Origin of the sequence: Paenarthrobacter sp. Z7-10, assembly GCF_026932795.1 — a bacterium.
Taxonomy (GTDB): Bacteria; Actinomycetota; Actinomycetes; order Actinomycetales; family Micrococcaceae; genus Arthrobacter_M.
The window spans coordinates 17,893-35,831 of the sequence record NZ_JADPVH010000041.1 but is presented as its reverse complement, the minus strand read 5'-3'; the positions used below and the strand labels follow the sequence as shown (position 1 = coordinate 35,831).

Annotated in this window: 16 protein-coding genes and 1 pseudogene; 10 read left to right on the top strand and 7 right to left on the bottom strand. The window is 64.7% G+C overall.

The genetic code is table 11. The features are described from left to right. Both IV498_RS12880 and IV498_RS12875 read left to right on the top strand, forming a co-directional pair. Positions 1-222, top strand: a 222-nt coding sequence (locus IV498_RS12880; RefSeq protein ID WP_269047182.1) for a hypothetical protein, incomplete at its 5' end; no start/stop codon positions are given. A gap of 186 nt (positions 223-408) precedes the next feature. Beyond that, positions 409-1,280, top strand: a pseudogene (locus IV498_RS12875) (IS982 family transposase). 20 nt (positions 1,281-1,300) lie between these two features. Here IV498_RS12875 and IV498_RS12870 read toward each other — a convergent pair. Then, complete coding sequence (locus IV498_RS12870; RefSeq protein WP_269047181.1) at positions 1,301-2,005, bottom strand: ferritin-like fold-containing protein; 705 nt, start codon at positions 2,003-2,005, stop codon at positions 1,301-1,303. A gap of 132 nt (positions 2,006-2,137) precedes the next feature. On the opposite strand from IV498_RS12870, the gene IV498_RS12865 reads away from it, so the two are divergent. From IV498_RS12865 to IV498_RS12855, 3 genes are all read left to right on the top strand, one after another. Next, the gene (locus IV498_RS12865; protein WP_269047179.1) at positions 2,138-3,667 is read left to right on the top strand and encodes an RNB domain-containing ribonuclease; all 1,530 of its coding nucleotides are present in this window, start codon (positions 2,138-2,140) and stop codon (positions 3,665-3,667) included. A 334-nt stretch (positions 3,668-4,001) separates the two neighbouring features. Further along, complete coding sequence (locus IV498_RS12860) at positions 4,002-5,759, top strand: DEAD/DEAH box helicase (protein WP_269047177.1); 1,758 nt, start codon at positions 4,002-4,004, stop codon at positions 5,757-5,759. A 48-nt stretch (positions 5,760-5,807) separates the two neighbouring features. After that, positions 5,808-6,686 carry a DNA-methyltransferase gene (locus tag IV498_RS12855; RefSeq protein WP_269047187.1) on the top strand — a complete coding sequence of 293 codons (879 nt, stop codon included), beginning with the start codon at positions 5,808-5,810 and terminating at the stop codon, positions 6,684-6,686. 100 nt (positions 6,687-6,786) lie between these two features. Here IV498_RS12855 and IV498_RS12850 read toward each other — a convergent pair whose 3' ends face one another. Further along, positions 6,787-7,635 (bottom strand): PHP domain-containing protein, encoded by an 849-nt coding sequence (locus IV498_RS12850; RefSeq protein WP_269047175.1) that lies wholly within the window; start codon positions 7,633-7,635, stop codon positions 6,787-6,789. Positions 7,636-7,830: 195 nt separating this feature from the next. Here IV498_RS12850 and IV498_RS12845 point away from each other — a divergent pair, with 195 nt between their 5' ends. Further along, positions 7,831-9,411, top strand: coding sequence for an aminopeptidase P family protein (locus tag IV498_RS12845; RefSeq protein WP_269047186.1), 1,581 nt, complete (start codon positions 7,831-7,833; stop codon positions 9,409-9,411). Positions 9,412-9,480: 69 nt separating this feature from the next. Here the strand turns inward: IV498_RS12845 and IV498_RS12840 are convergent, their stop codons facing one another. Together IV498_RS12840 and IV498_RS12835 are read right to left on the bottom strand one after the other, a co-directional pair. Further along, positions 9,481-10,332, bottom strand: coding sequence for an alpha/beta fold hydrolase (locus IV498_RS12840; RefSeq protein WP_269047174.1), 852 nt, complete (start codon positions 10,330-10,332; stop codon positions 9,481-9,483). Between the two features lie 126 nt (positions 10,333-10,458). After that, on the bottom strand, positions 10,459-11,433 hold the full coding sequence (locus tag IV498_RS12835) for a general stress protein (RefSeq protein ID WP_269047172.1): 975 nt from the start codon (positions 11,431-11,433) through the stop codon (positions 10,459-10,461). A gap of 155 nt (positions 11,434-11,588) precedes the next feature. Between IV498_RS12835 and IV498_RS12830 the strand changes: the two genes are divergently transcribed. Genes IV498_RS12830 through IV498_RS12820 form a run of 3 tightly spaced genes read left to right on the top strand, consistent with a single transcriptional unit; the run spans position 11,589 to position 14,654 of the window. Then, a complete protein-coding gene (locus IV498_RS12830) occupies positions 11,589-12,872 on the top strand; it encodes a magnesium transporter MgtE N-terminal domain-containing protein (RefSeq protein WP_269047170.1) in 1,284 nt (427 codons plus the stop codon). A 55-nt stretch (positions 12,873-12,927) separates the two neighbouring features. After that, positions 12,928-13,494 carry a DUF1003 domain-containing protein gene (locus IV498_RS12825; RefSeq protein ID WP_269047184.1) on the top strand — a complete coding sequence of 189 codons (567 nt, stop codon included), beginning with the start codon at positions 12,928-12,930 and terminating at the stop codon, positions 13,492-13,494. Positions 13,495-13,496: 2 nt separating this feature from the next. After that, a complete protein-coding gene (locus IV498_RS12820; protein WP_269047169.1) occupies positions 13,497-14,654 on the top strand; it encodes an Mrp/NBP35 family ATP-binding protein in 1,158 nt (385 codons plus the stop codon). Positions 14,655-14,668: 14 nt separating this feature from the next. On the opposite strand, the gene IV498_RS12815 is transcribed toward IV498_RS12820, so the two are convergent. The 3 genes from IV498_RS12815 to sigE form a co-directional block, all read right to left on the bottom strand. Continuing rightward, positions 14,669-15,079 (bottom strand): twin-arginine translocase TatA/TatE family subunit, encoded by a 411-nt coding sequence (locus IV498_RS12815; protein WP_269047167.1) that lies wholly within the window; start codon positions 15,077-15,079, stop codon positions 14,669-14,671. Positions 15,080-15,200: 121 nt separating this feature from the next. Next, on the bottom strand, positions 15,201-16,226 hold the full coding sequence (locus tag IV498_RS12810) for a hypothetical protein (RefSeq protein ID WP_269047165.1): 1,026 nt from the start codon (positions 16,224-16,226) through the stop codon (positions 15,201-15,203). Between the two features lie 8 nt (positions 16,227-16,234). Next, positions 16,235-16,897, bottom strand: a complete 663-nt coding sequence (gene sigE / locus IV498_RS12805; RefSeq protein ID WP_269047164.1) for an RNA polymerase sigma factor SigE — start codon at positions 16,895-16,897, stop codon at positions 16,235-16,237. A gap of 316 nt (positions 16,898-17,213) precedes the next feature. On the opposite strand from sigE, the gene IV498_RS12800 reads away from it, so the two are divergent. Continuing rightward, the gene (locus IV498_RS12800; protein WP_269047162.1) at positions 17,214-17,846 is read left to right on the top strand and encodes an O-methyltransferase; all 633 of its coding nucleotides are present in this window, start codon (positions 17,214-17,216) and stop codon (positions 17,844-17,846) included. Positions 17,847-17,939 lie beyond the last annotated feature (93 nt).

Here is a 17,939-nt window from a genome sequence, read left to right as displayed (position 1 = left end):
GCGAATAAGAACCACGGCACCAACGACGACCAAGCCGTCACCATGACGACGAACGCCCCACCAGGGACCACCGGGTGGGGCGTTTTCGTCCCCGAAACATCGTCAAAAACACTGACGCCATCATCGTCAAATAACGCGACGGTCAACAGCTATGGAGGCTCGGCGATGACGAACTCCGCAGTTCCTGGCGCCAGATTGGCTGGACTCTTCGACCAGCCGTAAGAGACCTTGAACGATCGGGGCTCGTCTGTTTACCTGCCGAGCCAGCAGTAACCGGCCGTACGGACCGGTCCTACGGACTCTAGATGAGTAATTCCAAGGGGTCTTTCCGGCGTGGCGGGGTGTAATCGTGGGCAGGGGTGTCCAGAATCGGGCGTTATCTACCCAACGTCGAACTTGGAGGCTCACGTGGACGCCGATCTGGACACCCTTGCTACTGCATTGTATGTGGAAGCTGATGATCTGTTGAAGGCCTATCCGGAACATGTTCCGACTCGGCCCAGGATCGGGATCATGCCCAGAATCTCCGATGCCGAGCTGATCACCTTGGCAGTGATGGGTCGTTGCGCAAAATGTTCCCGTATCTGCCCGGCCAATCCGGCTACAACAAACGGTTGCGCCGGCTTGGACCGGCGATGAACTGGCTCATTGGCATGCTCGGCCAGCGCAGCGGTATCTGCTCCGATGATGTGTGGATCGTTGATTCCACCCCGGTCGAATGTGCCCGCTCCAGGGAAACCGTCAAGCGTTCGGATCTAGCAGGTTGGGCCGAGGACGGTTACTGCGCTTCGCACAGCCGGTACTTCTGGGGTTTGCGCCTGCATCTGGTCTGCACGCTGCACGGCCTTCCGGTCGGATACGCCCTGACCGGGGCCAAGGCTGATGAACGCCAAATCTTTCTGGACGTCCTGGCCGGAACACCGACCATGGCAGCGGTGCGTGAAGACGGACAGAAACAGACCGTCATCGCGGACAAGAACTACTTCGGCCACGACTTCGAAGCGACCCTGGAGAAGGCAGGGCTGGAACTGCTCCGCCCAGCCCGTAAGGGCGAAAAACCGCGGGCAGGGTCGCGGTTCTTCAAACCCCTACGGCAAATCATCGAATCGATCAACGACACCCTCAAAGGCCAACTCGACCTGGAGCAACACGGCGGCCGAAAACCAGACGGCGTCATCGTCCGCATCACTCAACGCCTGCTGGCTATGACAGCAGCGATCTGGCACAACGACCGCATCGGCCAAGCCATCCGCCGCTCACTAACCGCCTACGACCACTAACCCACCTTGGAATTACTCATCTAGGCAGTCAGTCCCAGCCGGCTCATGCGCCGTGAATGGTTTTTGGTCAATTCGGCCATCAGGTTTACGACGTCCCGGCCCGCCACCGCTTCCCGGTTCTCAGCCATCAGCCCCATCAGGAAGCTGTGCTCGCTGCCCACCCGCTGGGCCTGGGTCAACGCCTCCCCCACCAATCGCCGGCCCCATAAGGCCAACCGGGATGCCAGCCGTGGATCTTCGGCGAGCATCCGCTTGAGTCGAGTCTCCATCAGCTCCCCGGATTCCTCGGTAACCTGCACCTGATTAATCACCCCGCGCGTAGCCGGGTCCAGGAACTCACTGATCGCCTGATAGAAATCACCGGAAATCGCATCGATCACATATGCCTTCATCAGTGACTCGTACCAGTCCGCCGGCCGGGTGCGGTCGTGAAAGGCATCAATCGAGGGCTGGAACGGCCGCATGGCCAACTCTGCGTCTATCCCCATCTCCCGCAACCGGGCACGCACCAGATCAAAGTGCTCAAACTCGGTCACGGCCATCCGCCCCAGCACCGCCCGGTCAGCCAGAGTGGGCGAATACCGGGCATCGGAAGACAGGCGTTCAAATGCGGAAAGTTCGCCGTAGGCCATCACCCCGAGCAGATCCACCACGAACTTGTCATAACGGGCGTTGAGCTCTCCCATGGAGACCTTCGGTGCGGATCCGGCAGGCTGATCAGTCATTCAACCAGACTAGACGACCAGCCAGACTCAGGGACATGGCTGCGGTCCGGAACGGGCGGCGGCCAACCGGCAGACCTGCGGTAGGCGTCGTTTCTCCGGCAGTAGCGGGCCTCCGGCGCTACGCTTAGGTTCGTGCCCTATTCACCGATTGATGTGCATGCCAGCGCCGCACAGCGGCAGTTGATCCAAGCCCTGGCGGATCTGAAGACGGAGTTCGGGCTTCCGGAAGGGTTCAGCCCGGAAGTCATGGCGGAGGTCCAGCAGATGCTGGACGACCATCCGCTGCCGGACCTGGATCTGACCGACCTGCCATTCCTCACCCTCGATCCACCGGGGTCCCGCGACCTTGACCAGGCCATGTTCCTGCAGAGGGTCGACCCGGTCGCTGGCGGGCACAGCTATCTGGTGCACTATGCCATCGCGGACCTTCCCTCTTTCGTACTCCCGGGCGGAGCTCTGGACGCGGAAACCCGGCGCCGCGGACAGACCATTTACACCCCCGACGGACGCGTGCCGCTGCACCCGGCGGAGCTGGGCGAGGGTGCCGCCAGCCTGAGCGCCGGGCAGATCCGGCCGGCCTTTGTCTGGCAAATCAAGCTCGACGCCGAGGCCGAAATGCTCTCCATGGAGGTCCGTCCCGCGCGGATCCGCAGCGTGGCCCGGCTGAGCTACCAGCAGGCGCAGGAAATGCTGGCCGACGACGGCCACGCAGCCCGCACGACGGCGGATGACGGCCTCACCGCGGCGGACGCCACGTCCGCTCCTCCGCGGGTCTGTCTGGAAACGCTGTGCCTGCTCAAGGAAATAGGGCTGGCCCGCATCGCGCTGGAACACCAGCGCGGCGGTGCCAGCCTGAACGCCCCGGAGCAGGAGGTGGAGCACGACGGCCACCAGTACCGGCTGGTCTTTCGCCCGGGACTGCCGATCGAGGATTGGAACGCCCAAATCTCCCTGTTGACTGGGATGGCTGCGGCAAAGCTGATGCTGGCCGGACGGGTGGGAATTCTGCGCACCATGCCGGAGCCGGACAGCGACGCCGTGGACCGGTACCGGCGCCAAAGCGTGGCCCTGGGTAAGCCATGGCCGGCCGATATGCCCTACGGTGACTACCTGCGTTCCTTGGACCACACGGATCCTAAGCAGGTGGCCCTGATGCACGCTGCCACCTCCCTCTTCCGCGGCGCGGGATATACGCCGTTCGACGGCGCGCTGCCCGAGCAAAGGGTGCAGGCCGCCGTCGCCGCTCCTTATGCCCACACCACCGCCCCACTGCGGCGCCTGGTGGACCGTTTCGTGTTGTCCATTTGTTCGGCCCTGTGTGCCGGAGACGAGGTGCCGCAATGGGCCCGTGACGCGCTGCCCGGGCTCCCTGCCCTGATGATGGCCTCGGACCAATTGGCTAACCGCGTCAACCGGGCCGCCGTGGATACCGTGGAGGCGGCCTTGCTCAGCACCCACATCGGTCAGGAGTTTGACGCCGTCGTCCTGGCCGGACCCCGATCCAACGGCAATGGCAACGGCACACCGCGAAGCACCATCCAGATCAAGGAACCGGCTGTTTCAGCCTATTGCGAGGGCGTTCTCGAGCCGGGCAGCAATGTGCGTGTCCGGCTGATGCAGGCGGATATGGCCACCCGGGTCGTGCTGTTCCAACAGGTATAACCGTCCTGCTCCAACGGGTTTCCACCCGGCGCGACACCCGGTCCACGGCCCAGGCGAAGGCCGCGTTGGCCGGACACGCTAGACTGGGAGCGTAGACATGGATGCCCGGTCGTTGATTGATTCTTTTCCTGAGTTCAACAAACCCGCTCCTACGCGATCTTATGATGCCGTCCGCACGCTGGCAGGATGCCTGCAGCGGCAGCCGGCAAGCAGTTGTTAGCCCGCGATCGGCTTCCGCTGAATGTGCCGCAGCTGGCTCCGTTCGGCCCCCTTGGGCGGCCGACGTCGAGCCGTGGCTTGCGGCACCTGAACAGACGAATTGAACGGTACGCACTTGAACATTGAAAACGAAACCCATCTGCATGCTGACAACAGCGACGAAGAGCTCACTGTCGAAGCCACGCTGGTCAGCACCGAGGAACCGCACCATGAAGTGGCGCAGACCTTCGCGGACTTCAACGTCCGGGCGGACATTGTCGCGGCATTGACCGAGGCGGGTATCACCCACCCCTTCCCGATCCAGTCGATGACCTTGCCCATTGCCTTGGCAGGACACGACATTATTGGGCAGGCGAAAACCGGTACGGGTAAGACGCTCGGCTTTGGTATCCCGGCCCTGCAGCGCGTCATTGCCCCGACGGACCAGGGCTACGACAAGTTGCCCACTCCCGGAGCCCCGCAGGCCATGGTCATCGTACCGACCCGTGAGCTGGCCGTGCAGGTGGCCAGTGATTTGGGCACCGCTTCCCGGCACCGCGGCGCCCGGATCGCCACCATTTACGGTGGCCGGGCATACGAGCCGCAAATCGAGTCCCTGCAAAAGGGCGTGGAGATCGTGGTCGGCACCCCGGGCCGGCTGATCGACCTGTACAAGCAGAAACACCTGAACCTGAGCAACGTCAAGCTGGTGGTGCTGGACGAGGCCGACGAGATGTTGGACCTGGGCTTCCTTCCGGACGTTGAGACGCTCATTGCGGGCACCCCCGCCGTGCGCCAGACCCTGCTGTTCTCGGCCACCATGCCCGGCGCCGTCGTCGCCATGGCGCGGCGCTACATGACGCAGCCAACGCACATCCGGGCAGCGGACCCGGACGACGAAGGGCTGACCAAGCGGGACATCCGCCAGCTCATCTACCGCGCCCACAGCATGGACAAGGCCGAGGTGGTGGCCCGCATCCTGCAGGCCCGCGGACGCGGCCGGACCATCATCTTCACCAAGACCAAGCGCACCGCCGCCAAGGTCGCCGAGGAACTGATGGACCGTGGATTCGCCGCCGCTCCGATCCATGGTGACCTGGGCCAGGGTGCCCGTGAACAGGCACTGCGGGCCTTCCGCAACAATAAGGTGGATGTGCTTGTGGCTACCGATGTCGCAGCCCGCGGCATTGATGTCGACGACGTCACGCACGTGATCAACTACCAGTGCGTGGAGGACGAGAAGATCTATCTGCACCGCGTGGGCCGCACAGGCCGTGCCGGCAACAAGGGCACGGCCGTGACTTTCGTTGACTGGGACGACATGCCGCGCTGGGCTCTGATCAACAAGGCGCTGGGACTTGATGTCCCCGAGCCGGTGGAAACCTATTCCTCCTCGCCCCACCTGTTCACCGACCTTGACATTCCTGAGGGAACCAAGGGCCGGCTGCCGCGCAGCCAGCGCACCCACGCCGGCATCGATGCCGAGGTCCTGGAGGACCTGGGCGAGACCGGCAAACGCAACGCAGCACCCCGGTCCAGGGGGCGCGACTCACGCTCCTCCTCGGCTGGCCGGGAGGGTTCACGGTCCTCAGGCAGCCGCAGCGAAGGTGGCCGCAGCGAGCGTCACGAAGGCGGCCGCAGCGAGCGTCGTTCGGATGGACGGTCTTCGGAGGGTCGCGCGGGCGACCGGAGCCGCCGTCGTCCGGCCGCGGCGGACGCAGCCGCTGCCGGCGCATCCTCTGCCGTCCACAGCACGTCAGGCCCCGGTTCGACGGACGGCGCCGGTGCGGGCGCCGAAGAAGCAAAGACCGCCCGGCCCCGACGCAACCGCAGCCGCACCCGCCGCCGCAATGGTGAGGTCGTCGCGCCGGCCGATTCGCCGTCGGCCGAGTAAGCGCCCAAACGGCTGCTGAGGTCCCCCATCGAGAGCACAGCTGAAATGATGACGTGGCGCCCGGACGGCGGCAATGCAGTAGTGCACGCAGACAATGGCGTGTACCTGCCCACCCTTCCCTCCGGCGCGTTCACGCTCATCTACGTTGATCCTCCCTTCAATACCGGCCGCGTGCAGAGCCGTCAGGGGACCACCATGGTCCGCAGCAATACCGGGGACCGGGTGGGCTTTGGCGGCCAAAGCTACCAGACCATCAAGGGCGCACTGCACAGCTACGACGACGTTTTCACCGATTATTGGGCCTTTTTGGAGCCCCGGCTGCTCGAAGCGTGGCGGCTGCTGGCCGAGGACGGCACACTGTATCTGCATCTGGACTACCGCGAGGTGCATTATGCCAAGGTGATGCTGGACGCGATCTTCGGCCGCGAGTGCTTTCTCAATGAGATCATTTGGGCCTACGACTATGGCGCGCGGGCCAAGAGCCGCTGGCCCGCGAAGCATGACAACATCCTGGTGTACGTGAAGAACCCGGCGAAATACCACTTCAACAGTGCCGAGGTGGACCGTGAGCCGTACATGGCGCCGGGGCTGGTGACACCGGAAAAGCGGGCGCTCGGCAAACTCCCCACCGATGTCTGGTGGCATACCATCGTCTCCCCCACGGGCAAGGAGAAAACCGGCTACCCCACGCAGAAACCCGAGGGACTGCTGCGGCGGGTGGTGTCCGCGTCCTCACGCCCGGGGGACTGGGTGCTGGACTTCTTCGCCGGATCGGGCACTCTGGGTGCGGTGGCGGCCTCGCTGGGCCGGAAATTTGTGTGCGTGGATCAAAACCCGGAAGCCATCGACGTCATGGCCAAGCGCCTGGGCGAATCGGCCGCCGTCCTCACCCACCCCCCTCTCCCAACTGCTCACCCAAGTGAGTAACAGTAGATGCACTCAAAACGCCTTTTGAGTGCATCTACTGTTACCTAGTTTGGAAGGCCGGGGCGAAGTTGAGGGAAGCCGGCGGCGGGGCTGGGGGAGGTCAGGGGCGGAGGACGACGGCGCCGCTGGCCAGGTCTTCGATTCGGGCCAGCGACTCCGGCGATGTCAGGTTCTCCCCCAACCGGTTCGGCTTGCCCCGACCGTGGTAGTCGCTGGATCCGGTGATAATCAGATCGTGTTCGGCGGCGAGCCCGCGCAGCCAGGCCCTGCCCTCTTCGGGATTGTCACGGTGATCGACCTCCACGCCCAGCAGGCCCGCTGAGATCATGTCCCCGAAAGTCTGCTCGCCCACCACACGTCCCCGGGCGGACGCAACCGGGTGCGCGAAGACCGGAACCCCACCGGCGGCCCGGATCAGCGTGATGGCCAGCACCGGGTCCGGAGCATAATGGGAGACGTAGTAGCGCGAGTGCGAGGTGAGGATATTGGCGAACGCCTCGGTGCGGTCTTCCACGACGCCGGCGGCGACCAGTGCATCGGCAATATGGGGTCGGCCCATGGTGGCTCCGGGGGCGACATGCTGAGTGACATCGTCCCAATTCAGCGGATAATCCTCCGCCAGCCGTTCCACCATCCGCCGGGCGCGGGAATGACGTGCATCCTTTGCCTTGGTGATTTCCTCCAGCAGCCCTGCGAATCCGGGATCGTGCAGGTAGCACAGCAGGTGCACGCTGATCCCCTCGGCGGTCCGGCAGGTCACCTCCATTCCCGGCAGCAGGGCCACGCCTGTACTGGCAACAGCGGCAGCGGCTTCGGCCCAGCCAAGGGTCGTGTCATGGTCGGTCAGCGCCAGCACATCCAACCCGGCGTCCCGCGCCGCGGCCATCAACATTGCCGGCGGCTGCGTTCCATCGGAAATGTTGGAGTGCGTATGCAGGTCGATTCTCACACTCCAAGCCTACGTCCGTTAGCCAACCGATCCGCAGGCTGGTCAGCCACCCGGCCGCTGACGGGGCGGCCCGCTGCACGGTCCGCGCCGGCCGAACAGGGGTATTGGCCTTGGAACCTTGGACGGTGAGAGACTAAAGAGGTGAATCAAACTGAGCCAAGTGCAGACCTGACAGCAGATCCCACCAGCGCCTCCATGAGCACCGAGGCAGCAGGCGCGGCAGCCACCGAACAGCCGCTGGACGAGCGGGTCAACAACCGCTCCCAGAAGCCTGATTCCGATGCCTTCCGTGCTTTCATGGCCGCCAACTGGGCTCCGTCGGCGCAGGAATTGCCCGCCCGCGACGACGTCGCCGACTTCGCCGCTGGCCGCCGTCGCGCCATTTCCATGCAGTTCCCCAAGGAACGCCTGGTGATTCCGGCCGGAGCGCTGAAGGTGCGGTCCAATGACACCGACTACCGCTACCGCCCGCACTCCGCTTTTGCCCACCTGACCGGGCTTGGCGTCGACCACGAACCGGATGCGGTGCTGGTTTTCGAACCGACGGACGACGGCGAGGGCGACGACGGCGGCCAGCACCGGGCGACGCTTTACTTCCGGCCGCTGGCCGGCCGGGACACCGAGCAGTTCTATGCCGACGCGCGCGCAGGCGAGTTCTGGATTGGGGCGCGTCCCACGCTCGCTGAATTCGCCGCCCGGTTGGGCGTCGCCACCGCGCACCTGGACGAACTCGAAGCGGCCATCACCAAGAACGTCGGTGATCCGGCAATCGGCGGAACCTCCATCCGCTTGGTCCGCAAGGTTGACGACAATATAGACGCGCTGGTGGACACGGCCCGGTACAACACTGCCCAGGATCCGCAGGAGGCCGATCTGGCTGCCCTGGACGCGTTGGATGCGAAGCTAACCGAGACACTTTCCGAACTGCGCCTGATCAAGGACGACTGGGAAATCGAGCAAATGCAGATCGCCGTGGCTGCCACGGCGGCCGGTTTCGAGGAGATCATCAAGTCTCTGCCCCGCGCCATTACGCACCACCGTGGTGAGCGCGTGGTGGAAGGGGCATTCTTTGCCCACGCCCGCGAGGAAGGCAACGAGCTCGGTTACGACACCATCGCCGCCGCCGGCAACAATGCGACAACCCTGCATTGGACCCGCAACACCGGCCAGGTGACCCCCGGGGAGCTGATTCTGGTGGACGCGGGTGTGGAGGCTGACTCACTGTACACCGCGGACATCACCCGCACCCTGCCGGTCAATGGGACGTACTCCGAGGTGCAGCGTAAGGTCTATCAGGCCGTGCTGGACGCAGCCGACGCGGCGTTCGCCGTCGCCGTTCCGGGCCGAAAATTCCGTGGGGTGCACACCGCCGCCATGGAGGTGCTGGCCGATCGGCTGCAGGACTGGGGCCTGCTTCCGGTTCCCGCCGAGGTGGCGCTCTCCGCCGAGGGACAGCATCACCGCCGGTGGATGCCGCATGGGACCAGTCATCATTTGGGGTTGGATGTTCACGACTGCGCGCAGGCCAAACGGGAACTGTACCTCGATGGCATCATCACCGAAGGAATGGTGTTCACCATCGAGCCCGGGCTGTATTTCAAGAACGAGGACCTGGCCATTCCGGCCGAGTACCGCGGCATTGGCGTCCGGATCGAGGATGACATCCTGATCACCGCCGATGGACCGGTCAACCTCAGCGAGGCTTTGCCGCGTACCCCCGACGAGGTGGAGTCCTGGATGGCTGGCATTTACGGCGCAAACGGCCCCACCAGCTAAGCGGCCGCGACGGGATGGGGCCGGCCCAACTGGACCGGCCCCATCGCAAAGGTTTCCGCGCCTCAGCCCTTACTCAGCAAGGAAGTTCAGGACGTGCCTGTTCCATTCGTCCTTATGGGTGACCGTAAGACCGTGTGGCGCACCCTTGACCAGTACCGTTTGGCTGTTCGGTATGGCCGCTGCGGTGCGCGCCCCGCTGACCTCGAAGGGCACAATGGTGTCGGAATCCCCATGGATCACCAAGGTCGGCACGGCGATCTTGACCAGATCTGCACGAAAATCGGTGGCCGCAAAAGCAGCCGTTGAATCGAGTGTGCCTTTGGCGGAGGCGGCTTCGGCGATTTCGAGGTTATAGGCAAGTTGCTCGGCGCTCACCAGCGGCTTGTTCAACAGCGACGGTTTCCCCGCGGTGAAGAACATGGTCAGGAACTCATGGAGGAAGGCTGGCCTGTCACCGGTCAGCCCATTTGAGAACCAGTCGGCCAAATTCTGATCCACGCCGCCCTCGGGATTATCCTCCGACTTCCACAGATATGGAGTTACGGCGCTGGCAAAGACGAGTTTGGAGATCCGTTCGCTTCCATAGGTCCCGACATACCGGGCCAGCTCTCCGCCGCCCATGGAGAAACCGACAAGCGTAACCTCCCGCAAATCCAGTTCCTCAATGAGGGTGCTCAGATCTGCAGCAAAGGTGTCATAGTCATAACCCGACCAGGGCTGCGAGGACTTTCCGAATCCGCGCCGGTCATAGTTGATCACCCGGTACCCGGCTTCAACCAAGGCGGGAACCTGCCCTTCCCAGGAACGGCCGCTCAGTGGCCAGCCGTGGATCAGAACTATCGGCTTTCCCTCGCCAAAGTCTTCATAGTGCAGTTCAACAGCTGCATCGTTTTGGGTGGTGCCGACGGTAATAAAGGGCATGACACTCCTTCAATCAGCGGAGGTGGCCCAGAGAGGGCAAACCTCCCACGAATATTACGAAGGTAGTTCGCAGTCAGGCGCGCCCTGGATGTGTCATCCGCCAGGATTTCCGGGGCCGGCGTTGCGTCAGCGGTGGTGCTGTTCCTCCGGCGCCTGGACCGGTCGATCGACGGCGTCCGGTTCACCGGTAGGCTGCCCGGTGGCGTGCGACCCCTGTGACGGCGGCTCCTGCGGCAGCAGCTCCTGAGATGGCTGATCCTTTGGCGCGGTTGGGCGCGGTCCCTCGGCGGCGTCCTGGGCCGCAGCTGCCTGCGTCGGCGCCGCATCCGGCTCCTGTGGCAGCCGAATGCCGTACTGCGGCCGGCCGTCGGGCAGGTCCCGGTAGGTTCCCGGTGTGGTGCCGGACTCCGGGACCACGGCGCCCTCCACCGGCGCCTCATCCGGGCCGGCAGGCTCGCCGGGCTTAGTGCTGCCCGTTCCGGTTCCGTGCGGGTAGGGATCCGTCCAGCCGTTGGGCCGCTGCGGGGATGACGTCGGCAGTTGAGGGGCAGCGGGCCGATTCTGCTGTCCCGCATACGGTGCCGCATGGGCGGAGGCGGCAGTCATCGGCAACTGCGCCAGGAGCCGCCGCGCTTCCGCCGAGCTTTCGGTTGCCACGATGACGTCGTAACCGGATGCGAGGACCTGGCTGGTGGAGGTGAAGTCCCGCTTGCCACGCTGCATGGCATAGGTTGCGATGCCGAACAGGATCCAGAAGGCCGCCCCCAGCAGGATCGAGGTCACGATGGACGGCAGTCCTCCCCCTGCCCCGGAAGGAGGTTCGAAGAACGAGAGCAGCAGTCCCACGAACAGCCCGAACCAGGCACCCGTCAGGCCGCTGGAAAGGGCAACCCGTGGATAGCTCAGCTTTCCGGTGACCCGCTCCACCATCTTCAGGTCATTACCCACAATGGAAACCATCTGCACGGGGAAATTCTGGTCCGCCAGATAGTCCACCGCCTTCTGCGCGTCCAGGTACGACGTAAAGGAGCCAACGGTGTCCCCCTGGGGCACGCTGCGCGCTTCGTTCAGTGGCCGGGTCCGTCCAAAAAGATTTGCCATAAACTCATTGTCCCTCATCAAGCTGATGCTCCGCAGAGTTATCGCTGGCAGTGAACTCGTGGCGGTCCTGCAGGACCGATCCGCGGCCCGGAATTGCGGCACAAGATAACGCCCGGAATTGCCGCATTTTCCGCGCTTCGACGTAGCCTGTACTAGTGAGCACAAACCCTTCACGCGTCTTCGTTGCGCGTTTATTAGGACTGGACGTATTCGACCCCCTCGGCGACCGGCTGGGCCGGCTGCGGGACGTCGTAGTGCTCTCCCGCGGCGAACGTGGCGCCCCCCATGTGGTCGGCGTCGTGGTGGAGGTGCAGGGGAAGAAACGCGTCTTCGTGCCAATGACCCGGCTGACGTCCATTGACCAGACCCAAGTCATCTGCACCGGGCTGGTGAACCTGCGCCGCTTCGAGCAGCGCGGCGCCGAGCAGCTCGTCGTGGGCGAAATGTTTGATCGGAAGGTTACCCTCAGGGACGGCAGCGGGGAGGCGATCATTGAGGATATCGCGATGGATCAGCTGCGCAATGGCGATTGGCTGGTCTCGAAGCTGTTTGTTCGCCGCGGTACCTCCACCTCCCGGCTGCGCGGCCTGCGCCGGGGGCATACCGTGCTGATCGACTGGGCCGACGCCAATCAGGGTGCGGAAAATGAGCCGCAGGGCGCCAGCCAGTTCGTGGCAACCCATGAGGACCTCAAACCCGCGGACTTCGCGGATGCGCTGCAGGAAATGAGCAATAAGCGGCGCATCGAGGTGGCCGGCGAGCTGCAGGACGACCGGCTGGCCCATGTGCTGCAGGAACTTCCGGAAGAGGACCAGGTCACGCTCCTGTCCGCCCTGGACAACGAGCGCGCCGCGGACGTCCTGGAGGAAATGGATCCGGACGACGCGGCGGACCTGCTGGCGGATCTGCCCAGCGCCAAGGCCGAGCAGCTGCTGGCGCTGATGGATCCGGACGAGGCCGACGACGTCCGCCGGCTCCTGCAGTACGACGACGACACGGCCGGCGGTCTGATGACCCCGGTCCCGGTGATCCTGCCGCCCGAAGCGACGGTGGCCGAGGCTTTGGCACACGTGCGCAGCGAGGACCTCTCTCCCGCCCTGGCGTCGGCCATCTTTATCTGCCGTCCGCCGCTGGAGACGCCCACCGGACGCTTCCTCGGCGTGGTGCATATCCAGCAGCTGCTGCGCAGCCCTCCGCCGGAACAGTTGGGCACCATCGTGGATAAGAACCTGGAACCGGTCCTGGACCACGCGAGCCTGAGCGACGTCAGCCGCACCATGGCCTCGTATAACCTCAACTCCGTTCCGGTCGTGAACAAGGCCGGCCGTTTGGTGGGGGCGGTGACTGTTGACGACCTTCTGGACCATCTGCTCCCCGACGACTGGCGCACCCATGATGATGGTGCCCCGCTGCGGAAACTAGGAGGCCGCATTGGCTGAGAAGCGACCGTCCACGCTCGGCGGCCTGGACACCCCGCGCGAGCTGCGCTCCCGGATGTTTCCGAACTTTGCCAGCGACCCCGATGCCTTCGGCCGGTTCGCGGAGCGTTTCGCGCGCTACATGGGCACTGCAAACTTCCTGTTCTACATGACCATCTTTGTGATCGTGTGGGTCCTGATCAACGTTGTCGGGCTGTACGGATTCCAATGGGACCCATACCCTTTCATTCTGCTGAATCTGTTCTTCTCCACCCAGGCCTCCTACGCCGCACCGCTGATCCTGCTCGCCCAGAACCGGCAGGATGACCGGGACCGCGTCACCATTGAGCAGGATCGCGCGCGCGATGAACGGAACCTGGCGGACACCGAATACCTGACCCGTGAGGTTGCGGCGCTGCGGATTTCGCTGCGCGAAATCGCCACCCGGGACTTTGTCCGCTCCGAGCTGCGCTCCCTGCTCGAGGAACTGGTTGCGGCGCAGGAAACCGAAGAGGACGCCGAGGCCGGGCCGATTGCGGAGAAACGGGAGCGCCGTGACAGTAAGGGCGGTCCCAAGACGCAGGCCATCCCCCGGATTCGGCCCCTCAGCACCGGCACCCCGGCGCCCGGGAGATCAAACTGAGCGTGCCGGGGCAGCAGGCTCCACGCCCTGATGAGGCGGCGCTGCTGGCCGCACTCGGAACGGTTCTTGATCCCGAACTGCGCCGTCCCATTACCGAGCTGGACATGGTCAAGTCGGTCCGGATCGACGACGGCGGCCGGGTACGCGCCGTCGTCCGCCTTACCATCGCCGGCTGCCCGCTGCGCGGAACCATCCGCGCCGACGTCGCCCAGGCGCTGGGCACGCTCGACGGCGTCACCGCCGTGGATGTGGATCTGACCGTGATGAGCACCGAACAGCGGCAGGCCCTCAAGGAACGACTCAAAGGCACTGGCGGATCGCGCGGAATCCCGTTCAACTCGCCCGGTTCGCTGACCCGGATATATGCCGTGGCGAGCGGCAAGGGCGGGGTGGGAAAGTCCAGCGTGACAGTGAATCTGGCCTGCGCCATGGCCGCCAAGGGACTGCGGGTGGGCATCGTGGACGCCGATATCTATGGTTTCTCCGTCCCCGCGCTGCTGGGTCTGACGCGGTCCGGGACCGTGCAGAGCCCCACCCGGGTGGATGAGATGATCCTGCCGCCGGTGGCCTGCGGTGTGAAGGTCATTTCGATAGGTATGTTCGTGACCGGCAACCAGCCCGTAGCCTGGCGGGGACCGATGCTGCACCGGGCGCTGGAGCAGTTCCTCACAGACGTGTACTTCGGCGACCTCGACGTCCTGTTCCTGGATCTGCCGCCGGGCACCGGGGATGTCGCGATTTCCGTGGCGCAACTGCTGCCGCGCGCCGAAATCCTGGTGGTCACCACCCCGCAAGCCGCCGCGGCGGATGTTGCCGAACGCGCTGGTGCCATCGCTCTGCAGACCGGGCAGAAGGTGGCTGGAGTGGTGGAAAATATGTCGTTTTTGGAACTCCCGGACGGAACGCTGATGGAACTGTTCGGCAGCGGCGGAGGGGCGCTGTTGGCCCAACGGCTCAGCCGAACCGTGGGCACCGACGTGCCGCTGCTGGGTCAGATACCGATCGATATGGCGCTGCGGGAGGGCGGCGACAGTGGTGCGCCCATTGTGCTGTCCGGTCCCGGAACGCCCGCCGCCCAATCCCTGCTGGCGATTGCGGACCGGCTGATGGCGCGCCCGCGCGGGCTCGCCGGGCTCCGGCTGGGAGTGCAGCCCACTTAGCAAATCCGGTGGCGCTAGGTTGACTCCAGATCAAACGGAGCGCGCTGACCGGCAGCCAAACGCTCAACCTTCTCCAGTGACAGGCCGGCGGCGGCGGGCTCACTGCTGGAAAGGCTGCTGTCCGAGGCCTCCGGCCCCCCGGATGAAATGCCTTTGCTCGGAACGGCGGGCTCGTCGTCCATCAAGGCATCCCGGATGATGCGGCGGGGATCGTACTGCCGCGGGTCCAGTTTCTTCCAGTCGATCTCGTCCAAGTCGACGCCGGCCTCGTCCTTGATGGTCTCCCGGGCACCGGCCGCCATCCGGCGGACTTCCCGAATCAAGTTCTTGAGCTTTTCAACGTATTCGGGCAGGCGCTGAGGACCAATCACCAGAACCGCAACTACGGCAATGATGAGCAGCTCCGGAGTATTGATACCTAGCACGTTAGGAAGAATACCCTCTCCAGGCTGAAAGCGACGATTTGCCGCTGCCACGAAGGCCGGTAAAGCAAAAGGCCGAGGCGCCGGGCCCGAAACCGAGCGCACGGGCACCGCCGCGGCCGCCTCATTTGAACGGCACCAGACGGCTGAATCCGCGTTCGATGCGGGTCATCCAGTCATTCCCTGATAGTTGGTCGCTGGAGGGAGCCGCCTGCGCGGTTCCGGTCGCGGCGGTCGGCCCGGATGTGGCGGGCGCCCCGGACGTGGCGTCCGTGGCCCGGCGGTGCTCCTGCCCCGCAATGGCTGCAGTTACAGCAGCAACGGCGCTGGCCGGCAAATCGGTGGAAACCGTATACGTGGCGTCGTCCTCGCGGAAAATCAGCTGCCACGGACGTCCCGGATGCAGCCACAGTTGGACGCCTCCGGTACTGGTGGGTTCGAACCCATCGGTTTGGGCGTCGTGGCCGGTCAGAGCATTGACCGGGATCCCACTGCCACCCGCAGCGGCCTCTCTTTGCGGGCGCTGTTCGTAAAGGGCGACAGTATTGGCGCCATTGCTGAGCACCAGTTCCAGAGTGGGAACACCCGCGCGGACAAAGCCATCGGCGGAACGGAGCGAAAAACCCAGGGATTCCAGTTCCGGGCAGGCCCATCCCGCCGCTTTGAGCTGCTGGATCGCGGCGGCGTTCACGGGCGCCGCACGCTGCACGGAACTGGCACGGACGGTCTTCGCCGCGGAGATGGCCACTGGCCATCGGCCCGTCATGGCTCCGGCGCTGACCCCCGGCCGGGCAGCAGCGTCGTTCCCTCCCACCACATACGCCGCACCGCAGCTAAGTACTCCGAAGACTGCGGCCATCGCACTTGCAATGAGGGCATTTCGCGCCCGGCGGTGGCGTCGATATGGCAGGCACAACCGCTCGTTCCCGCCGGTATTGAGCGACTGCGTGCGCGAGAGAATCCGCTGGGCCAGGTCAGCAGCCGGTTCGGGACCCGCGGCCGCCTGCATCAGGTGCAGCCGGTGCCGTTCCCGTGCCACGAGCAGCCGGCAGTGGGCGCAGTCCAGCAGATGCTGTTCGGCCCGCTCCTGCTGGCCGGAGGGCAGACGCCGTGCCAAGAAGTCCCCGACGCAATGTCCTAGGTGCGTCATGGCAGCCTCTAATGGGCTCCCATCACGCGGCTCAGCAACAGGGACGCCTTGGCAGGCTTTTTCACGGCCCCGTCCGGCTCCTGCGTGGCGCGCCCCGGTGCACGGTGAGCCAGCGATTCGCGCAGCATTGTCCGGCCGCGGTGGATGCGGGAACGTACCGTGCCCAGTTTGACGCCCAACGCCTCCGCCACTTCGTCGTAGGAGAGTCCTTCCAGATCACACAGGACGACGGCGGCGCGGAAGTCCGGCGGCAAGGCCTCCAACGCTGCTTGAACGTCAAGGTCCAGATTGTTGAATTCGAAGCTGCGCTCGGGACCAGGATCCCGCCCGGGCAGCCTCGACTCGGCGTCCTCGCCCAGCGCATCGAATCGGATCCGCGTTTTGCGGCGGGCCTGATCCAGGAACAGATTGGTGGTGATCCGGTGCAGCCAGCCGTCCAAAGTCCCGGGTTTGAAATTCGCCAGCGAACGGAAAACCCGGACAAAAACTTCCTGGGTGAGATCTTCGGCGTCGTACTTGTTGCCCGTCAGCCGATAGGCGAGCCGGAAGACCTTGGCGGAGTGGTTCGTGACAACTTCTTCCCACGACGGCGCCACCCATTCGCTCCCATCCGGCGTAATGCTCGGCTCGCGCACCGCTGCCGCTGCCGCTGCCGAATTTGCTGCATTCATGGCCACTTCCTCGTCCTTATGCCTGCACCGGAACCCCTCCGGATTCGCGCTCTGCCACAATTATCCGCCAGCTTAGGAGGCGGACATTGCGGAGAACGGACATATATGGAGTTATTCGCAGCGGCCACCCGGTTGGATGGCTGGTAGAGCGGCGAATCTGCTGCCATTCCTGCGTCAACCGGCCGGGCCACCACTGAACGTCAACCTCTTTAGCATCTCAACCAATACTGGGCATTTGCTGGGGATCCCTGCGATGTCCGCCACGGCCAAGGCAGTAAGCTTGAAGCCCACTGCCACAGTCAGGAAAGTTGAACCCATGAGCGCCGATAAGTCCACCAGCTGGTCCTATACCGAAGGGTTGCCCTCCGAGGACGAGGTTCTGCTGCGGGCCCGGGAACGTTCGCACGAACTGGGCGTTGTGCCTGTCAGCCCGGCAGTGGGCGCCGCGCTGACGGTGCTCGCGGCGGTGTCGAAGGCCCAAACGGCCGTGGAAATCGGAACGGGCGCCGGCGTTTCAGGGGTATGCCTGCTGCGCGGCCTCGGCCGGCAATCCGTCCTCACCACCATTGACGCCGACGTCGAACATCTCAAAGCGGCGCGTGAGGCGTACCTTGAGTCCGGTTCGCCGGCGAACCGGACCCGGACGATCTCGGGGCGGGCAGGGGATGTTCTGCCGCGCCTGACGGATGCCGCGTACGATCTGGTGTTCCTGGACGCGGACAAGCCGTCCTACCCGGGCTATGTCGAACAGGCCGTCCGGTTGCTCAAATCCGGCGGCCTGCTCATCATCAACGACGCCCTCGACAAGGACCGGGTCTCGGATCCAGCGATTCGGGAAGCATCGACTCTGGTGCTTCGCCAAATCGGCAGGACCATCCGCGAGGATGAGCGGCTCATGTCCACGCTGCTGCCCACCGGAGATGGTCTGCTGCTGGCGGTCAAGCGGTAGGATCCGGCGCTGCACCTTCGCTCCCAACGGATCGCCCGCGAGCTGTTTCAACGGGCCCGTCCTTCACCTTGTCCGTCCTTAGTGGTAGACCGG